This window comes from Gracilibacillus phocaeensis (assembly GCF_900626275.1).
GTDB lineage: Bacteria > Bacillota > Bacilli > Bacillales > Amphibacillaceae > Gracilibacillus > Gracilibacillus timonensis.
In genome coordinates, this window is the sequence record NZ_LR131142.1 from 427,459 (window position 1) to 447,280 (window position 19,822).

Consider the following 19,822-nt stretch of genomic DNA (forward strand, 5'->3'; position numbering starts at 1 on the left):
ATATCCCTTCAAGGTAAAAATAATACACAAAAGGTAAAAAAGATCACTTAATTTTCCCGCTCAAAAGGTTTACAATAGGCATAGATCTATATAAATAGGATAATTGCTAAGCCAAAAGGAGGGGGTAGCTTGTATCGAATCATGTTAATCGATGATGATGTGCCTATGCTTCGGTATTTAGAGAAATTAATTAAGGAAACGGATATCGAGGTAGAGGTGTGTGCTTCTGAGTACTCTTCTGTGAAAGCGTTTGATCGATTTAAGCAGACATTGCCGGATATTGTTTTGTCTGATATTGGTCTGCCTCAAGTGGATGGGCTGGCGCTGTCTGAAAAGTTGAAAAAAATAAAACCGGATGTGCGCATTATCTTCTTAACCTGCCATGAGAGCTTTGATTATGCTAGAAAAGCGATGGAATTAAACGTAGATGATTATTTATTGAAAGATGAGTTGGATAAGGCGCAGCTGACGGCTAGCATTAAGAAATCACAGCAGCATATCCAGCAGTCACAATCGCAACATGACTTGATATCCTTTAAAGAAACCTTGCATAAGCATAAATATGTGCTGCGTCAGAATTTCTTGGAACAGTTGCTGGATAGTAATCCTATCGAACAGACCATTCAAGATGGATTAAAGCTAGGGATTAAGTGGGAGTTCCCACATTTTTATATCGGCAGGGTATTGCTTCATTATGCTGAGATTGCTGCGTATTATGACAAACAGGATATCCCGCTTATTAAGTACGGCATGTATAATATTGCCGAGGAGATAGCGAAGGATTTTCAAGGTGTAACGCCACTAATGGATAATGATCGAAATATCTACTTGTTTTTGAACTTTCGCTACTCTTTATCATCCAATCATCTGCAGCAACTGCAGGATTATGTGATGACTTTAGCTGAAAAGGTGAAAGAAATTTTGAGAATATCTGTATTTGCCATCTATCATCCGAAACGCCTGAATAAGGAAGAAATCAGGAAGGGTGCCTTAGCTTTACGAAATGATGATAATTATTCTTTTTATACAAACGATAAGATGGAGGCACTGATGACAGAGGAGTGGAGTGTGGATTCACGGCGATTGTTGAAGTCGCTTGAAATGCAGATGTTGCAAGCGCTTCAAATGTTGGATATATCAAAATTCCAACAACTATTGGGAGAATTAGATCATCTATCGACGGAACATAAGGTAGATCCGAGCTTGGTCAAAGAGTTGGGTGAACATTGTCTGGCCAGTATGGAAGTAAATCAGCACAAAGCAGGAAAGTTAGCGGATTTTAAGTTTTATATCACTACTGCTTTGCGGATCAAGGATGTGCTGAATCTTTTGGAAGCAAGTGCTGTCTATTATGAACAGAATAAACGGCAGGTTTCTACTGGTCAGTTACAGTTGCAAGAGATTGACCGCTATATCACACAGCACTTATCAAGTAATATCACTTCAGCGGATATGGCCGGCTATCTTTATTTGAATCCTAGCTATTTTTCTCGTTATTTTAAAAAATTAGCCGGTGAAAACTTTACGGAGTATATTCAAAAGTATAAGATCGGTATCGCCAAAAATATGCTGTTGGAAGGCAAGACAATTGAGGCGGTGGCAAGTGAGTTAGGATTTTCCGATCGAACGTATTTCTCTAAGATATTCAAAAAGCATACCGGATACAGTCCTGGTGAGTTTAAGGCGAAGGAAGTATTCGTATAAGAAAAGCGCAATGTCACACACATTGCGCTTTTCGATATTTAGCAGCCTTCCCCTCAATTTTTCGAACGGATCGACTCGTAAAGTAAGCAATCGTCAGACAGACCGAGCTGACACCAAACAGGACGAGCAAGGTAGACAGCAATAGGAATATATAGGTTGTGCCGAATAGAAAGGCGACGATCATCAGCGTGCGGAAAGGGGTAGCAATCCCGATCAGAATCGCTTGCGTAAAATAATCTTTAAGGCTTAACGAATAATCAGCCATCAATGGAAAGATGTAGATCAAGGTGACAACAAAGAAGCATGCAATCACAAACATTATCATCAAAAATAGGAAGTGAGCCGTTTGATTCTCGAGATGCACCAGCTGAAAATTAATAACGATTAAGGCGCCTGTCACCGTTAATATCAAACCAGCTAGATTGGCACGGAGAAATTGTGACTTATAAGACTGAAAAAACGTGCGAAAAATGGATACATCTTCTTCTCGTAACCATTGTTTTACAACGGTGAAGGTGGCGGCGGTAGCTGGGTAGATACCGAGGATAATGCCGCCTACCAAAGTAAATAGTACCCAAAGCACATTGATATACACGAGCCGCATCACCCATTCACAGCATACATATATTAGTTTAAATGGTCCACTTGCTACCATCGTGCCATTCCCCCTTTTTCTTCAGTATAAATCAATCATCCTACTTTCTTTGTGTGTGATTTTGACCAAGGTGTGTTGGATTCTGACCATCCGAAGAGTTATATCAGAGAGCGAATACATCAAGTCAAAATAGTGCACGCAGATGTATAAATTCTTAATGGGTATCTGGGTTTATATCGATTACATTAGAATATATCAAAACAAATGTGAGGTGATAGAGCTTGAGTGAAAAAGCGGCAGTGCATAATCGTGGACGAAAAGGGACTAGCCTTTGGAATAATAAGCTCAAAGAATCGGTAAGTGGTTATTTGTTTTTAGTTCCTGAATTTATTGGGGTTTTTATTTTAGGGATTTTTCCTTTATTCTTTTCATTATACTTAAGTTTTACCGATTGGGATTTAGTAAGTGGTTTAGGTTCGATCCACTTAATCGGATTGGAAAATTATCGTTTCCTCTTTGAAGATCCGCAGTTCTTCTTAACCTTAAAGAATAACCTGATCTTTTCTGCAGTTTATGTGCCAGCCAGTATCTTTTTGGCATTGTTGATTGCGATTGCCATTTCTTCTGTCGTCTATTTTAGGGATTTCTTTAAGATTGCCTTTTTTATCCCTTATATTTCGACGATGGTGGCGATTGCTTCTGTGTTCTCTGTGTTATTTCATCCTTCTTTAGGAGTGGTGAACAACTTCTTGACCTCCATTGGGGTGGAGAATCCTCCGGGCTGGTTCGGTAGTACGGATACGGCGTTATGGGGAATTATTATTATCTCGGTCTGGCAGGTGGTGGGTTACAATGTGGTGATCTACATTGCTGGTATTACGGGTATTTCTAAAGAATTATATGAATCGGCGCAGATTGATGGGGCAGGTAAACTGAAACAGTTTTGGTATATTACCATTCCTCAACTGGCGCCAACGACCTTTTTCTTATTGATTACGTCAATTGTTAACTCGTTTAAGGTGTTTGATGTGATTGCCTTCTTGACGCAAGGTGGACCGAACAACGCAACAAACGTGTTAGTGTATTATATCTATGAAGAAGGTTTCCAAAATTTCAGAATGGGTTATGCTTCCGCCTTATCTTGGGTATTATTCCTGATCATAGCGGCGATTACCATTGTGACTGCTAAATCGCAGAAGCAGCAAGTCTAGAAGGAGGGTGAATGATGAAGCGATTAAAAATGTCAAAAGTAATAGGAACCATTGTGATGGGGATGTTTGCCTTCTTGTTTATCTCTCCTTTGTTATGGATGCTTTCCTCTTCTGCAAAGGTAGAACAAGATGTGATGACCTATCCGATTGAATGGATTCCGCGTGAATGGAATTTTTTTAATAACTTTTCTGCCGTATGGCTAGAAGATATTCCGTTTGATTTATTCTATTGGAATTCAATCAAGATTGCCGTGATTACAACCTTGTTAACGATTATCATTAGTTCGATGGCGGCGTACTCTTTTTCTAAATTACATTTTCCGTTTAGAAATGCCTTGTTTATTGTGTTGCTGGCCTTTTTCCTAGTGCCGACGGAATCAACATTGGTGCCTCGTTTTATCCTAATGAATTGGCTGGGGCTTTATGATACCCATACGGCATTGATCATGATGATGGCCTTCTCGATTCCATTGACGTTTCTGATGCGGCAATTTATGGCGGGGATTAGTGATGAATACATTGAAGCTGCTAAAATGGATGGTGCCGGATTCTTTCGTATTTATTGGAAGATCATGTTGCCAATGGTTAAACCGATTATCGCAACGGCTGGTATCCTGAAGTTTATCTGGACATGGAATGACTATCAGAATCCGTTGATTTTCTTGTCTAGTGATCATTTATACACGATTACCTTGGGGATGCAACTACTCTCCAGTGAGTTTGGTACGAGTTATGCGACTACGATGATGGCGGCTGTATCAGCTATTTTACCATTAATTATTGTTTTTCTTATTTTGCAGCGTCATGTTATCGATGGTATTACGATTGGCGGCGTGAAGGGGTAGTGTAAATTGTTCACACAATGCCCAAAATAAGACACAGTTTTCTTATACGTACTTTTTTATAATAAACAAGACATATCGAGGTGCTGCTGTCTGGTGGCACCAGGATAAATAAAAAATTGGAGGGGTTTCATATGAGTTGGAAAAAAGGTATATTTAGCCTACTATTAGCCAGTTTCTTATTCGTGTTAGTGGCTTGTGGCGGAAATGATGATAGTACAAGTGGTGGCGATGCCGACGAGGGAGACGATGGCAAGGTTTCGATCAACTACTATTCTTGGGAAACAGGCGAGAAAGAAAATATAGTCGAGCAGATTATTGAAAATTTTGAGGCAGAAAATCCAGACATTGAGGTAAACTATGAACCACTTGTAACGAGTAATGATTCTTTAGAGTTTTATCAACAATTAGATATTAAAGTGGGGACTGGTGAGGCGATCGATGTCGTGGCTTTCTCTCATGTGGACTTTCTGTTGGAGCGTGCCTCTCGCGGGGTATTGGCACCGTTAGATGAGTTTATGGAAGCGGATTCGATTGATCCGACGGAAGAATACTATGTCGCACCACAGTATGAGGGTGAAACATTTGGTATTCAGGATTTATCCCAGCCTTGGTTTGTGGCCATTAATAAAGACGCTTTAGATGCAGCTGGCTTAGATATGCCGGAGTGGGGCTGGACTTGGGATGATTTCCAAACGTATGCAGCTGAATTAACGAATGAAGATCAGTATGGTGCTTACTTCCATACATGGGGTGAATTCGCAGGTTTTCCGGCATATTCGGAATTACCACACCCTTATTTGACGGAAAATGAAGAACCGGTCTTTGATGATGCAACGTTTGCTGATTTCTTTGAATTACGTCGTGAAATGGAAGAAGAGGGATCTGTGCGTAAGTTTCAGGATGTAGTGGCGTCAGAGACCCATTATGCTAGTGAATTCTTTAATGGTGACGCGGCCATGCTGCCGATTGGCTCCTTCATTATTGATATGATTAAAGACAAGGAAAACTATCCACACGATTTCCAAACCGTATTTGCGCCACTTCCTAGATCTTCTGAGGATGTAGAAGTTGGTTCGACTTATATGGGCGGCCACTATCTAGGTATTGGTGAATCTTCGGAACATAAAGAAGAATCATATAAGTTCGCTAAGTATATGGCGGAACAAGTAGAAGTTATTTCGGACTTCCCTGGTTCCAGAAACGTCGATCAGGATCAAGTATTGGAAACGATGGTAGAAGATCAATCCGACTTGATTGATCAAGAGACATTACAAACAACGGTTTATGATGATAATGTCATTATACCATATGATCCGGCCTACTCTACTGCCTATTCTAATGAACTCAAGAGCGTGTTAGAGGATGGCTTTAGCCGATATATCCTGGATGGAATCAGTGCTAGTGAAGCACAAGAAGAAATGGTCGATCAAGCCAATCAGATTATTGAACGAAATCAATAAATGAAAAGGGATGGAGGTAGCCTCACGGGCTGCCTCTATCTGTTATAATGGTGGGATGAAATATGGCTGGGGAGATGATACATCATGAAGACATTATTGCATTCCTCTTTTTATAAAAAAATTCAATCGACGATGATTATATTTATTATTATCCCTTTAATCATTGCCTCGGTCCTGTCATTTTTTCTGATTGAGGACTTGGTGATTGAAAAGGTAGAAAATACACACAAAAATGTCGTCAATATGATGGCCTCCGATATTAATGATATGGTGGATGAAGTGATTGATACGACCAATTTGTATGGCAAGCCGCAAACGAATATATTAGATCATATGAAGAATATTGCGGACAGTGAGACGATTTCTTCTTATGAGATCTATCAGAATTACCAAGAGATTTCGGACTATTTAAGCATCGCCTTTTCCAGTGTTTCCAGTTTGAATCCAGAAACCTTTTATATGAACAAAGAGCAACTGCTGATGATGGGAAATAACAATGGACTGACGCATGAGGAATTACATAACAGGCTCGATCCACGGTTGACTCAAGAGGAGATGGCGGAGATTAATCCGAATCAAACCTATTTTTTGCCGGCAGAAGACCTGAATCTGGCAGGGGTTGGCGAGACGTCTCCTAGGCTTTATGCAGTAAGGGCTTACAAGGATTTTGTAGCTAATGAAGTCATGGGCATTCTCTATTTGGGAATCTCGGCGGATTATTTTGCTCAGTTATTTCGTGATGTGGAGAGCGGTGCTTTTCAACTGTTGGATCAGGAGGGGCAGTCGTTGGTTCGTTCCGCGGGTTATCAGGCATTGGAAGCAGAGGATGACCTGCTCATTACCAAGGCGGCTATACCATCAACGGATTGGGAACTGGTCTATTATGTGCCATCGGGCGATATCATGAACGAGATCACCTCGACTTTCTCTTTTTACGCGGTTATCATTGCGGTTTGTATATTGTTGTTCTTAGGAATGTCTTTCTTTATCGCGGGAAATATTTATCGTCCGATGCATAGGTTGAAAAATACGGTAGAAGCGTTTGGTGAGGGTGATTTACAAGTTCGTTATCCGGTGGAGACGAAGGATGAGATTGGTTTATTAGGGGGCGCCTTTAATAATATGTTAGATCAAATTAATCACCTGCTAGAGAAGGTGAAACAGGAAGAAGCGGAGAAGCGACAGTTGGAATTGCGTGCCTTATTTGCCCAAATTCGACCACACTTTCTGATCAACACATTAAATTCGATTAAGTGCAGTTTGTTGTTAGAGGATGATGCGGTCCATAGTAAAAAAATTGAGTCCTTAACCCGGTTGTTGCGCGCGAATATGCGTGCGGAAGAGCTAACGACGATCAGGGAAGAATGCAATCTATTATATGATTATATCGAAATTATGAAATTGCGCAGTGACTTACCGATTGAATTACGAACAACGATTAGTGAGGAGTTGGAGTCTTTTAAGGTGCCGAGATTGCTGTTGCAGCCAATTATTGAAAATGCGATTATTCATGGATTCTTTGACATGCCGGAGGCACCAGTGATCGAAGTTCAGGTGACGAAACAGTTAAACGATGTCGTGATCGAGGTAAGTGACAATGGTGTAGGGATGGATCAGGCAAGCCGTCACCAGATATTACAGCATATTCAAACAGAGGACTATACATCTGACCATATTGGGATGAGGAATATTTATCAACGTTTGAAATTAACGTATAAGCAGACAGATATCGATATCCTTCCTAATGAGTGGGGTGGCACAACAGTTATGTTTGCTATTTCCAGTAAGGTAGATCCTTTGATCGAGGAAAGATAGGCTAATGCGTGTGTGTTTTTGACCGAGTTATGTAGGGTTTTGACTAAGAGCGACTGATTTCCCTTATTTTCTTTGCAGCGGTGTTATAATCGAAGCGTTAATCAAAAGCCGCTGTAAGGAAGGGGGATATATTTGTATGTATGCGGTTTCAATTTTAAGGGAATTAGATTGTGAAGTCATAAGAAAGGGGATTTTTTACTGTGAAAAGAGGAAAGCAATTACTGGTTTTGAGTATGATATGTATACTGTTTTTGTTTGCGATCGGCTATCAAGAAGTAGCAGCAGCGCCCGCAGATGATACCGTGATCAAGGCCGAGGCCCTATATGGAGCTACCGTGAGAGGTGGCAGCTATGCCGATCAATCAGCTGAAACAGGCTCTAATTCGATTCCTAGAGAGATATTAGAGGCGAAGACGGCGGGAAATGAAAGTTATAGCAGACGTAGTCACTTAGAATTCGATATCCCTAGCGATACCAATTGGGAAGAGACAGCTGCTGTGATGTTGTCTTTATATTTACATGAACATACAGGGGATGGTAAAGAAGATACCGTCCAAGTCTTACTAACAGATAAAGCGGATTTAAGTGAAGAGAATTGGACATGGAATAATACCGATGATTTGTTAAACAATGCCGAGATGATCGGAGAACAGACTTTTACGGAAGAGGATGCTGATACATGGGTAGAGATAGATGTGACGGCTATCAAGGAACATTTACAGGCCAATCCAGATAAAGATTTTGGCATTGTGCTTCGCGTGGAAGAGGAGAATGATCAAGGCGGAATCCGTTTCTATTCGGCCTATCAAGATAATGGAGTTTACACGCCATATTTGCATATTTTCCAGGATGAATATCAAGATACCTTGCCTCCTCGTGTGCAGGTAACTGGTGTGGAAGATGGCGCTACTGTAACGGATTCGGAAGTAGATGTGAATATACAGGCGACAGATAATCACGATGAAGAGCCGACCATTCATCTGACCGTAAATGGTGACAAAGTGGAAGGTGCACAGCAGGGAGTCAACGTGATCCAATTAAAGGAAGGGAAGAACACGATCGAGGTTTATGCAGAAGATGCGGCAGGTAACACGTCTGTTACGCAGACAGTGGAAGCGGTATGGGAAGCAGTGACGGCGTTTCCTGTTATAGCAGATACGTATACTGATTACCGTAGTCCGGATCAAAACCATAATGGTGGTAATCTAGATTTGAAAAAGGCGGCAAGTGACGACAGTAATCAACGGGAAACCTATTTATCGTTTGACTTGTCGGATTATGACGCGCCTTATGTCAAAGAAGCCACAATTCAATTTTATATCAATGAATTGATGGGAAATGATCGTACCTCAGAGCTTGTCTCGATTTATCAAGTGGAGGGCTTTGAGGAAGAAAACGTAACATGGAATAATGCGCCTGAGCGAGGGCAATTGGTAGCAGAAGCCTCTTATGAACGAACGGAGAATAACACATATGGTGAATTGGATATCTCTGCTTTTATCAATGAAGAGTTGCAGCAAACAGAGGGGGTAGGGACCTTACATGTGGTGTTAGCGATTGATAACGGTCACGATCAAAAAGGGGTTTTCATCAATAGTAAAGAGCAGGATCAGGACAAGGCAGCCCGGATTCAATTGGTGGAAGGTCTGCCAGCTCCAGAGGTGAACATAGAAGGTATAGAAGATGGAAAGACCTATACAGCCGATACGCTCACCGATGTCAAAATCGAGACGACGAGTGTAAATGAGTCGATTGACATTCAAACGGAAGTGTTGGTTAATGGAGAAGCAGTTGCAGAGAAAGCGGATCATCTCTATGATCTTCCTTTGCAATTAGGGGAGAATTTGATTGAGATAACAGCAACTGATCAAGAGGGGAATCAAACGGAAAAGACCTTGAAGGTTACTAGATTAGAACAGGGAGAATCGACGGTTTACTATATCGATAGTGAAGCGGGGGATGATGCAAATGATGGATTGACAGAAGATACTCCATGGCAATCCCTTGAAAGATTAAATCATGTTCAATTTCAGCCAGGCTCGAGTATTTTATTCAAACGTGGTGGTAGTTGGCAAGGGCAGTTCCGACCCTATGGCTCCGGCACGGCAGATCAGCCAATTACAATCGACGCCTATGGAGAAGGAGAGGCCATGCCGAAAATCGAAGGAAATGGTATCTCTAATGCAGATACAGGAAGTATTTACTCAGAAGGAGCGATTCATCTATATGACCTGTCCCATTGGCGTATTCAGAATATCGAAGTAACCAATAATGGGGAAGAAATAGCGGAAGCAGCACGAGCTGGTATTATCGTAATCGCAGGTGGTCAAGGGGATGTAGAGAATGTTCATATCGACAATGTCCATGTTCATGATGTCAATTCTGGCGTCGATGCGGAGAAGCTTTCTGGTGGGATTATCTTTTCTTCAGATACCCGTGATGAGCAGGGAAATGTGACCGATATCGAATCAAGTTTTCATAATATTTCAGTAGAGAATTCGCACATTCATGATGTAGCGATTGAAGGTGTTAGAACCAAAACACGTCGCAATGGCAGTGATACAGGTTCGATTCACAGCAGTGATGTGGTTATTCGCAAGAACGTGATTAAGGATACGTTTGGTGATGCCATTGTAATGGCCGAGGTAGGTTCAGGTGGCTTGGTCGAAAAGAACATTGTGCGTCGCCACAGCAGTAATAACAATAATCGCAACTATGCCGGTGTTTGGTTATACCAATCACATGATGCGGTCATCCAGTATAACGAAGTAACGGATGGTGTGTACGGTTATAATGATGGTGAAGCCTTTGATTTTGATATTGGAACGACAGATAGTGTCTTCCAGTATAATTATACCCGCAACAACCGAGGCGGCTTGCTATTAACGATGAGCAGTGCTGGCCAAAATAATGTTTTCCGTCATAATATCAGCTATAATGACGGTCAAGGCACGGAACTATTTTATGTGATGAATAACCGTACGCAGATTTATAATAATACCATTTATGTCGGAGAAGAAGTGGCCACCGAGTATGTTGTCAAAGATAATCCGATCGATTACATGTTTTTTAAGAACAATATCCTTTTTGTTGAGGGAGAGATCGAAGCATACTCACAGCAGCCAGGATCGTTTGAGGCACCGAATATGTCGCATAACCTGATCTATCCAGCCGAGTTGTTAGAACTGAATGGAAGCCCGAATCCATATTCAGGGCTGATTCATGAAGATCCGAAATTTGTGAGCAATGGACCGGATTATACAGAGGTGGATACTTGGGATGAAGAGATATGGAATCAAAACATCGCAGCATTTCAATTACAGGATGATTCACCAGCCATTGGTGCAGGAACGGCTATTGATGGCATGGGGTCAGAGGATATGCTGGGTAACCCTATTGATTCAGACAATCCGACAATAGGTGCCTTGCAACATACTGTAGAAGAGATCGAATTAAGCGAACCCGAGGTGACTGTAGATAACGAGGCTTGGAGCAATGCCGAATCTGTCGGTGTTTCTATAGAGGTAACAGGAGATGATGTCACAGCTGAGTACCAATTGAATGGTACCGAAGGCGAGTGGCTATCATATGATGGCGATCTGCAGATTACGGAAGAAGGCGAAACCACTGTTTATGCACGTGCTGTTGATGCTTCGGGTAATACAAGTGATGTGGCAGAAGCGGTTGTGAAGTTAGATCGCACGATGCCTGAAAATCCGGTTGTCGAATTGTCAGAAGATGGCTGGACATCTTCGGATCGTGTGGAAGTGAATATAGAGAGTGCGGATGACCCACTAAGTGGTGTTGCCTATACCGAATATCGGATGGGTAAAGAAGGTGAATGGCAGCCATATGAAGATGCTTTTGCGATTACAACAGAAGGAGAGACGGTGATCGAGGCACGTACAATAGATAATGCCGGAAATCAGAGTGGGGTGACAGAGGCAACGGCTCAAATTAAGCGTACCGCTCCATCTGCACCAATGATTGAACCAGAAACAAGTGATTGGAGCAATGCAGCTAGTGTTTCTGTTTCCATCACAGGGGAGTCAGATAAAAGTGTGGTAGAATATCAATTAAGTGATACAGAAGGTGAATGGTTAAGTTATGCGGAGCCGATTGCTATAACAGAGGAAGGAGAAACCACTGTTTATGCACGGGCCGTTGACCAAGCAGGAAATGTAAGTGAAGTGGCAGAGGCAGTCGTGAAGATAGACCGGACGAAGCCAGAATTGAGTTTGCATGGAGATAATCCATTATATGTTCTGCAAGGTACAGACTTCGAAGATCCGGGATATGAGGCGACAGATAATTTTACAAAAGAGCCAGAAGTCACGGTAGAAGGTGCTATCGATACAGAGGAAATTGACCAGCAGGAATTAGTTTATACGGCCAAAGACACAGCTGGTAATCAAACTTCTGTTACTCGTGAAGTGGTGGTATATGAAGCAACACAACCATCGATTATCTTGCAAGGTGATAATCCATTGACGATAGAAGCTGGCACAAGCTATGAAGAACCTGGAGCTACTGCAGAAGACGAAGAAGATGGTGACCTTACGGATCAAATCGAAATAACGGGCGAGGTGGACGAGTCTACACCGGGCAGTTATGCGCTTGTTTATCAAGTAACGAATCGTGCAGGTTTGACAACGACAGTCACTCGTTATGTGGAAGTGGTCGATACCCAAGCGCCTGAGTTAACGCTAGATGGTGAAGAGACCGTCACAGTGGAACTCGGTGAGGAATATCAGGAAGCTGGTGCAACCGCAGTAGACGCAATAGAAGGTGATGTATCAGAAGCTATTACGATTAGTGGAGCAGTAGATCCAATGAAAGCAGGCATCTATCAGCTTAACTATACGGTACAAGATAGCTCTGGTAATAGTACCTCTGTCACACGTACGGTTCATGTCAAAGATACGACCGCCCCTGCCAATGTTCATCTAGAGGTGATAGATGCTAGTGAAGATGCGATTACACTGACTTTTAGTGCGGAAGACTTGGCTGGCATTAAACAATATATTCTATCTCGTGATGGCGAAGAGATTGCTGTTGTGGATGGGGAAGAATCAACGTATATCGATACAGAAGTCGAGTCAGGCATTGCTTATTCTTATCAACTAGTAGCAGTAGACCCTTCTGAAAATCAAGCATCCAGTGAGCCGGTAGAAGTCACGACAGACACTACTAAGCGAGAATCTCCAGAAGTGGAACTAGACAAAGAGGCCGAACCAGTGGTGCCAGGGGATATGATTGCGATAAAAGGTACTAACACTTCCATTCAATTACCGCAAGATTTACCAGAAGGGACAACCTTACAAGTCAAAAAAGTGAAAGATTTAGAGATGGCAGGGTTGGAACTTGCAGGTGAAGTCTATGATTTTATTTTCACTTATCCAGAAGGTGAGGAAGATTATCAAGGAAACTTTATCTTAACGATGGGTGTGAATGATGGAGTAGAGCAAGCGGCTATCTACCATTTCAATGAAGAGAGTAACGAGTGGGAGAAACTAGGTGGCGAGAGAAACGACCAACAGATTTCCCAAGAAGTCAGTCATTTCTCTATCTATGGTGTATTAGCCGAGGTTCAGGAGGAAGATTCGGATGAAGAAGAGACATCGAATGAGGAAGAAAATCAACCACCGATTGATGATGAAGGTGGGGAGCTCCCTGTAGATTCTGACGAAAATTCAGCAGATCAACCGAAAGAAACGAATCCAGAAGAGATAAGCAACACAGATAACGAAAAATCAGGTGACGTCAGAGAATCAGACCAAAACGAAACACAGACGGGAGCTTCACAAGAACAGCTGCCAAATACCGCAACAAATATGTTTAATTGGCTGGCAGCAGGTGGGGGGCTCTTGTTAGTGAGTGTTGTATTGTTGGCGATGAAAAAATTTAGAAAAAGAACAGAAGGATAATAAAAGAAAGGCCTGCGCAGAAAGAGTGCAGGCCTTTTGCTCGTGAGAGGTGGAAGCCATATTTCATAGCCTGCAAGGATGAATCTCGTGAAGTGAGGAGAAAGGATCGCGTTCCTAGGTCCATAAGAATCTCGCGGACTGTAGAAAGCAAATCCCGTTCTACAGTCCATAAGAATAAATGTCGCGGACTGAAAGAGAGCAAATCCTGTTCTACAGTCCATAAGAATGAATCTAACGGACAAAAAACGGCCGACTCACGAAGTTTTGTCCGTAAGAATGAATCTAACAGACAAAAAATTGATGAATCGCTGAACTTTGTCCGTAAGAACGAATCTAACAGACAAAAAACCGCCGAATCACAAAATGTTGTCCGTAAGAATGAATCTAACGGACAAAAAACCGCCGAATCACGAAATACTGTCCGTAAGAATGAATCTAACAGACAAAAAACGCCAAATCTCGAAATACAGTCCGTAAGAATGAATCTAACAGACAAAAAATCACTAAATCACGAAATACTGTCCGTAAGAATGAATCGATCAAACAGATAAAACCGCCCCGCTTTGTCCATAAGACCCGATCTAACCAAGAGTTAAAGGATTATGATCTGTTCATAACTCCAAAAAGTCATAAAATGTCCATTTGAATTTCTTATCCCAGTGATTTACGATTAAACTATATATAGTGATATTTTAATAAAAAACACTACATATAGTTACGTGAACGCGAAAATCGAGGAGGAAGAATGATGGAATCACAAGTAGCACCTACCCATGACAGTGAAAAGTTAATGCAGACGTTTCAAGAGATTGTAGCAAGTGCCAATCAGGATTTGCTGCAGGAAAATGCTAATGTAGACGGGCGATCTCCATGTGGGCAGATGAATAAATTCGCCAACGAAAGTGCCAAGTATTATGCCAAACAACACTTGCTGAGCGACGAAGCTCATCAAGCGATGGCAGACAACTATATTCATATTCACGATTTGGATTACATGCCGACGGGAACAGTCACCTGCTGCCAGATACCACTAGGTCAATTATTATCTCAAGGATTTAATACAGGGCACGGCTATATGCGCTCACCGCAAACCATTATGAGTGCGATGGCGCTAGCAGCGATCGTCTTTCAAAGCAATCAGAACCAGCAGCATGGCGGGCAGAGTTTTCAAGCCTTTGATTATGATTTGGCCCCATTTGTCCAAAAATCGTATCAAAAGCGATTAACTCGATTACAGCACTATCAGCTCCCGCTAACCGAATCGGCCTTGGAAGAGCTGGCTTGGCAGGAGACGGATACGGAATGCTATCAAGCTTGTGAAGCGTTTATTCATAATTTGAACAGTCTCCATTCTCGTAGCGGTGGTCAAGTACCTTTTACCTCGATCAATTATGGGACAGATACAAGCAAAGAAGGACGCATGATTATTAAGAACCTATTATTGGCTACCCAAGCGGGGCTGGGCAAAGGGGAAACACCGATTTTTCCAATTCAGATTTTTAAAATGAAAAAAGGGATTAACTTTTACTCGAATGATCCGAACTATGACTTGTATCAGCTAGGATTGGAAACGACGGCCAAGCGACTTTTTCCTAATTTTAGTTTTATGGATGCCCCTTTTAACTTACCATACTACGAAGCAGGGAATCCGGCTACAGAGGTAGCATATATGGGCTGCCGGACTCGAATTATGGGCAATCGTCATGGTGAAGAAAATAGCGTTGGCCGCGGGAATTTATCGTTTACGAGCATCAATCTGGTAAAAATAGCCCTCACTACGCAAACCTATGCCGATTTTATCGATAGTTTAGATCACTATACGGATCTGGTGATTCGTCAGTTATATGATCGTTATCGATTCCAAGCAGCTAAATATGTGAATAATTTCACTTTTTTACATGGTCAAGGGGTTTGGACAGGGAGTGCCAAGCTAAAGCCAGAGGATAATTTAGCTGAAGTGCTGAAGCAGGGCAGTCTCAGTGTTGGATTTATTGGTTTGGCCGAATGTCTCGTAGCTCTTATCGGTAAGCATCACGGTGAATCGAATCAGGCACAGGCATTGGGTGAAAAAATTGTCGCCTTTTTACGCCAAAAATGTGATCAAGCGGCGGAAGCGTATGATTTAAATTATTCGTTGATTGCAACTCCTGCTGAAGGACTAAGCGGACGTTTTACCAGACAGGATCGCGAGACATTTGGCAATATTTCAGGGGTGACGGATAGAGATTATTATACCAATTCATTCCATATTCCGGTCTATTATCCGATCCGAGCTATCGAAAAAATCCGGCGTGAAGCCGTTTATCATGCGTATACCAATGCCGGTCATATCACGTATATTGAAGCGGATGGCGATATGAGCAAAAATCTGCAAGCGATGGATACCTTGGTCAAAACAATGGCTGAAAGCGGGATTGGCTATGGCAGTATTAATCACCCAGTTGATCGTTGCAAGGATTGCGGCTATACTGGGATGATTGATAATGAATGCCCAAGCTGCCACACTACCGATGAAAGGCAATTTGATCGGATTCGTCGAATTACTGGCTATCTAGTTGGAACCATGGACAAATGGAATACGGCCAAGGCGTCTGAGGAGCAGGATCGGGTGAAACATCGCTAATGGATACTGCTCGGATTTTATCTATTTATCATGATTCTGTAGTCGATGGCAAGGGAATGCGCACGGTCATTTTTTTCGCAGGGTGTCCCCATTTTTGCCCGGGCTGTCATAATCCGAGGTCATGGAATATTCGAAATGGGAAAGAGATGTCGGTGGAGCAGGTGGTTGGCGAGGCGCTTAATCCTTTAACTGACATTACTCTGAGCGGCGGTGATCCTTTTTTTCAAGCAAAGGTAGCCGCCAGGATCGCCAAACAGCTAAAGGCACACGGCAAACATATTTGGGCATATACCGGCTGGACGATCGAACAATTATTGGAAAATAAAAATCCAGATCAATTAGCATTACTGCAATATGTGGACGTGTTGGTGGATGGTCCTTTTCGTATGGAGGAACGGGATCTAACCTTGGCCTTTCGCGGCAGTCGCAATCAGCGGATTATTGATATGAACGCGTATAATGATACAGCCAGGCTATTACAGTAGTCTGGTTTTTCGTCGTTTAGCTTGTTAAAATAAAAGGAGGAGGCCTGATGGAAATGACGATACATATAAGGGAGTATACTAGACATGATTTATTGGAAATGAGCACGATATGGAATGATATTGTTGAAGAGGGAATTGCCTTTCCACAAGAGGATCTATTGACGATGGAGGCCGCTGCGTCTTTTTTTGCAGAACAATCCTATACAGGCGTTGCCGAAGAAAAAGGGGAGATATTGGGACTTTATATTCTACACCCCAATAATGTCGGACGCTGCGACCATATTGCCAATGCCTCGTATGGTGTCAAATCCGGACAGAGAGGGAAGCATATCGGTGAAAAGCTAGTCGTTGATTCGCTACAGGTTGCTGGCGCGTTTGGTTTCCGGATTTTGCAATTCAATGCCGTGGTCGCTTCGAATCAGGGGGCCATTCATTTATACCAGAAATTAGGGTTTGCCGAGTTAGGTGTCATCCCTGGTGGATTTCGACAAAAAGATGAGCAGTATGTTGATATCCTATCCTTTTATAAAGAGATACAAACAGAAACAAATCCCTGATGCAACCAATAGTTGCGGATTAGTTGGTGGTCTGCAACCGGCGAAATGATTATGATAAGAGTGACAAAAGGGAAAGGGGAATAAAGAATGTCACTTGGATCCAATATAAGAAAGAAAAGAAAATCCTTAAAGCTGTCCCAAGAATATGTAGCCGAACAGCTAGAGGTTAGTCGGCAAGCAGTATCCAAATGGGAAATGGGGCAGTCAGAACCATCCACCAATAACCTGCTCAAATTGGCAGACATGTTTTCCTGTGATGTGCAAGAAATCATTACTCTAGAAAAATCGGTAGAGGAAAGCATAAGTATAAATCGTCAAACGGAGCAAAGGCCTATTACATTTAAGGATTACCGTTTTTCTTACACACACCTTATCCTAACCATGATGCTTTTTTCGACCAGTTTTTTATCTGCTGAAAACCCGGTATTGGTAACGTTGCTTTTTCTATTTATCGTTAATATGTCTTGTTTTTCCAGCGAGTACTTAGTGCTGAAATATTACCGTATGAATCCAGATAAAAAGTTTAATCAAGGATATGCTGTATTTATTATGATTCATGTATTTGTTACCGTTTTTATTTTCCTTGTAGTGAAATGGTTGTTTTAGAGGGCTCTTCCTTCGTTTAATGTTGCTCGGCTAAGGGTATACGAAAGAATAATCAGACAAGGCGGAAGGGATGTGTCAGCATGGTGCAATTACTACATAAAGATCGCTTCCCTATTGGTATGGGAACGTGGCATATGGGGGACCATCCTGCCCATCGGAAGCAGGAAATAGAAGCCATTCGTTATGGTTTGGCAAATGGCATGGAAGTCATCGATACTGCAGAAATGTACGGAGATGGGAATGCTGAGCGCTTAGTTGGTGAGGCGATTCAAGATTTGGACCGGGAGCAGATTTTCTTAATCTCGAAGTTCTATCCTCACCACGCCAAGGATCCAAGTCTTGGACGCGCACTTGAGCATTCCTTGCAACGTCTGGGAACCGATCACCTAGATATGTATCTCTTGCATTGGAAGAGTAGTACGCCATTGGAACAAACGATTCAAGACTTGGAGAACTATGTGCAGCAAGGCAAGATTCGTTCTTGGGGCGTGTCTAATTTTGACGCAGAGGATATCGAGGACATGTGGCGTATAGAGGGAGGACGGCATTGTGCGGCCAATCAAGTCCTCTACCATGTAGGAAGCCGAGGAATGGAGTATGATTTGCTGCCGTTACAAGCCAAGCAATCGCTCCCAATGATTGCTTATTCGCCAATCGCACAAGGTGATAAGCGCGGGGTGCCGGTTCATAAAAAAGAGGTACTGCAACAAATCGCGAAACAGCATGGCGTCACCGTGTTTCAAGTGATGCTGGCTTGGGTGATTCGGCATAATCAGGTATTAGCCATTCCCCAATCCAGTGATGTCAAACATATGCAAGCAAATATCGACGCAGCAGCGATTCAACTCAGTGATGAGGAATTAAAACTGCTGGATAAGGCTTTTCCAGAACCAACAAGTAAGCAGCCCTTGGATATTATCTAAGCAAAAAGGAGGTTTGTCATGACTCCCGTTCAAGCGATACGCAGTTTCAAAGGAATCGGTATGCTTTTACGCTTGGTAGCCGTCATCTTTTCCAGTGTAGCAGCACTGTTGTCTGCTACCTTGCCATTGATGATGCATTACTCCTTGTCATGGTTTTCTGTCGGGAGTACCTTTATGCTACTGCTTATCGGTGCCATTGTCATTCACGGTGGCTTAACCCATGCGCTTAATGATATTGCCGATCATCAATCGGGAACCGATCAGGTTAGTCCCGGTATATTATCGGGAGGAAGCCGTGTGATTCAAACCAATACGTTGCCGATCACTATGTTAAAGCAGTTAGGGCTTTGGTTGAGTCTGGTTTTGCTACTGGCAGCCTTTCTTTTTGCTGTGTTCGATTATCGTGAATTTGCTATTTTAACATTGGTTGGAGTATGGGGAGCCGTCTTTTACTCGATGCGTCCATTGCAGCTTTCTTATCTCCCTTTTGCCGGTGAATGGCTCAGCTTATTCCCGGCGATGTTGCTGCTGGGTATCGCTATGCCGTGGGTGATTTTAGACCATCTTCCGGTATGGGCTTGGCAAAACGCGCTCGTCAATGCGGTTTGGTGTATGGCGTGGGTTATGTTTCATCATATCCCTGATCGAGAAGCAGATCGTCAGGCAAAACCGATGAAGCGAACATCTGTCGTCTGGGCGATCGATCGTTTTGGTTCCAAATGGGCGATCTTCCCTGCGATTCTTTATTTTCTGATAGTTGGATCGCTCTGTGTCTGGATTGCTTTTACGCGCCCTATTGCAGCAATCGGAGCGGTCCTGATCCTGTTGTATGCTATCCGAATCGTTCAACAAACGGATATAGACGATATCGAGGAGCTCACCAAAAATGAGAAACAATTGCTTGTACTTGCGATGGCTACGGCGTTATGGTTAGGTTTTTTTAGTGGGTAATGAGGTTAGGATGATGTCTACTCACCCGATCTCAAAAAAATTAAAAAAATTTCAGAAAGAAGTTTAAAATTTGCTTGATCCATTCTCTTTTATTAGTATAGCCACAGATAAGTATCGATC

General features: G+C 42.5%; 14 protein-coding genes. 13 read left to right on the forward strand and 1 reads right to left on the reverse strand.

Annotated features, from left to right (window positions below):
- Positions 1-129 precede the first annotated feature (129 nt).
- Positions 130-1,704 carry a response regulator transcription factor gene (locus tag E0E32_RS04110; protein WP_130859057.1) on the forward strand — a complete coding sequence of 525 codons (1,575 nt, stop codon included), beginning with the start codon at positions 130-132 and terminating at the stop codon, positions 1,702-1,704.
- 13 nt (positions 1,705-1,717) lie between these two features.
- Here the strand turns inward: E0E32_RS04110 and E0E32_RS04115 are convergent, their stop codons facing one another.
- Positions 1,718-2,359, reverse strand: a complete 642-nt coding sequence (locus E0E32_RS04115; RefSeq protein WP_130859058.1) for a YesL family protein — start codon at positions 2,357-2,359, stop codon at positions 1,718-1,720.
- A gap of 221 nt (positions 2,360-2,580) precedes the next feature.
- Between E0E32_RS04115 and E0E32_RS04120 the strand changes: the two genes are divergently transcribed.
- The 12 genes from E0E32_RS04120 to E0E32_RS04170 all read left to right on the forward strand — a co-directional run bounded on the left by E0E32_RS04120 (position 2,581) and on the right by E0E32_RS04170 (position 19,702).
- The gene (locus E0E32_RS04120) at positions 2,581-3,510 is read left to right on the forward strand and encodes a carbohydrate ABC transporter permease (protein WP_066196075.1); all 930 of its coding nucleotides are present in this window, start codon (positions 2,581-2,583) and stop codon (positions 3,508-3,510) included.
- 14 nt (positions 3,511-3,524) lie between these two features.
- Positions 3,525-4,355, forward strand: a complete 831-nt coding sequence (locus tag E0E32_RS04125; RefSeq protein ID WP_130859059.1) for a carbohydrate ABC transporter permease — start codon at positions 3,525-3,527, stop codon at positions 4,353-4,355.
- A gap of 131 nt (positions 4,356-4,486) precedes the next feature.
- Positions 4,487-5,815, forward strand: a complete 1,329-nt coding sequence (locus E0E32_RS04130) for an ABC transporter substrate-binding protein (RefSeq protein ID WP_066196081.1) — start codon at positions 4,487-4,489, stop codon at positions 5,813-5,815.
- An 84-nt stretch (positions 5,816-5,899) separates the two neighbouring features.
- Positions 5,900-7,630 carry a sensor histidine kinase gene (locus E0E32_RS04135; protein WP_066196084.1) on the forward strand — a complete coding sequence of 577 codons (1,731 nt, stop codon included), beginning with the start codon at positions 5,900-5,902 and terminating at the stop codon, positions 7,628-7,630.
- A gap of 200 nt (positions 7,631-7,830) precedes the next feature.
- Positions 7,831-13,557, forward strand: a complete 5,727-nt coding sequence (locus E0E32_RS04140; protein WP_130859060.1) for an immunoglobulin-like domain-containing protein — start codon at positions 7,831-7,833, stop codon at positions 13,555-13,557.
- Between the two features lie 315 nt (positions 13,558-13,872).
- The gene (locus E0E32_RS22030; protein WP_165444952.1) at positions 13,873-14,034 is read left to right on the forward strand and encodes a hypothetical protein; all 162 of its coding nucleotides are present in this window, start codon (positions 13,873-13,875) and stop codon (positions 14,032-14,034) included.
- Positions 14,035-14,305: 271 nt separating this feature from the next.
- Entirely contained in the window at positions 14,306-16,180 is a 1,875-nt protein-coding gene (locus tag E0E32_RS04145) for an anaerobic ribonucleoside triphosphate reductase (protein WP_066196092.1), read from the forward strand.
- Positions 16,180-16,665, forward strand: coding sequence for an anaerobic ribonucleoside-triphosphate reductase activating protein (nrdG, locus tag E0E32_RS04150; protein WP_066196097.1), 486 nt, complete (start codon positions 16,180-16,182; stop codon positions 16,663-16,665). Before E0E32_RS04145 ends, nrdG begins: the two co-directional genes overlap by 1 nt.
- 47 nt (positions 16,666-16,712) lie before the next feature.
- Positions 16,713-17,222 (forward strand): GNAT family N-acetyltransferase, encoded by a 510-nt coding sequence (locus tag E0E32_RS04155; protein WP_286171708.1) that lies wholly within the window; start codon positions 16,713-16,715, stop codon positions 17,220-17,222.
- 87 nt (positions 17,223-17,309) lie between these two features.
- On the forward strand, positions 17,310-17,828 hold the full coding sequence (locus tag E0E32_RS04160; RefSeq protein ID WP_078060212.1) for a helix-turn-helix domain-containing protein: 519 nt from the start codon (positions 17,310-17,312) through the stop codon (positions 17,826-17,828).
- Between the two features lie 80 nt (positions 17,829-17,908).
- Positions 17,909-18,751 (forward strand): aldo/keto reductase, encoded by an 843-nt coding sequence (locus E0E32_RS04165; RefSeq protein WP_130859061.1) that lies wholly within the window; start codon positions 17,909-17,911, stop codon positions 18,749-18,751.
- A gap of 18 nt (positions 18,752-18,769) precedes the next feature.
- Positions 18,770-19,702: a prenyltransferase gene (locus E0E32_RS04170; RefSeq protein WP_130859062.1), complete on the forward strand. Its 933-nt coding sequence runs from the start codon at positions 18,770-18,772 to the stop codon at positions 19,700-19,702.
- The last annotated feature ends 120 nt before the right edge of the window (positions 19,703-19,822 follow it).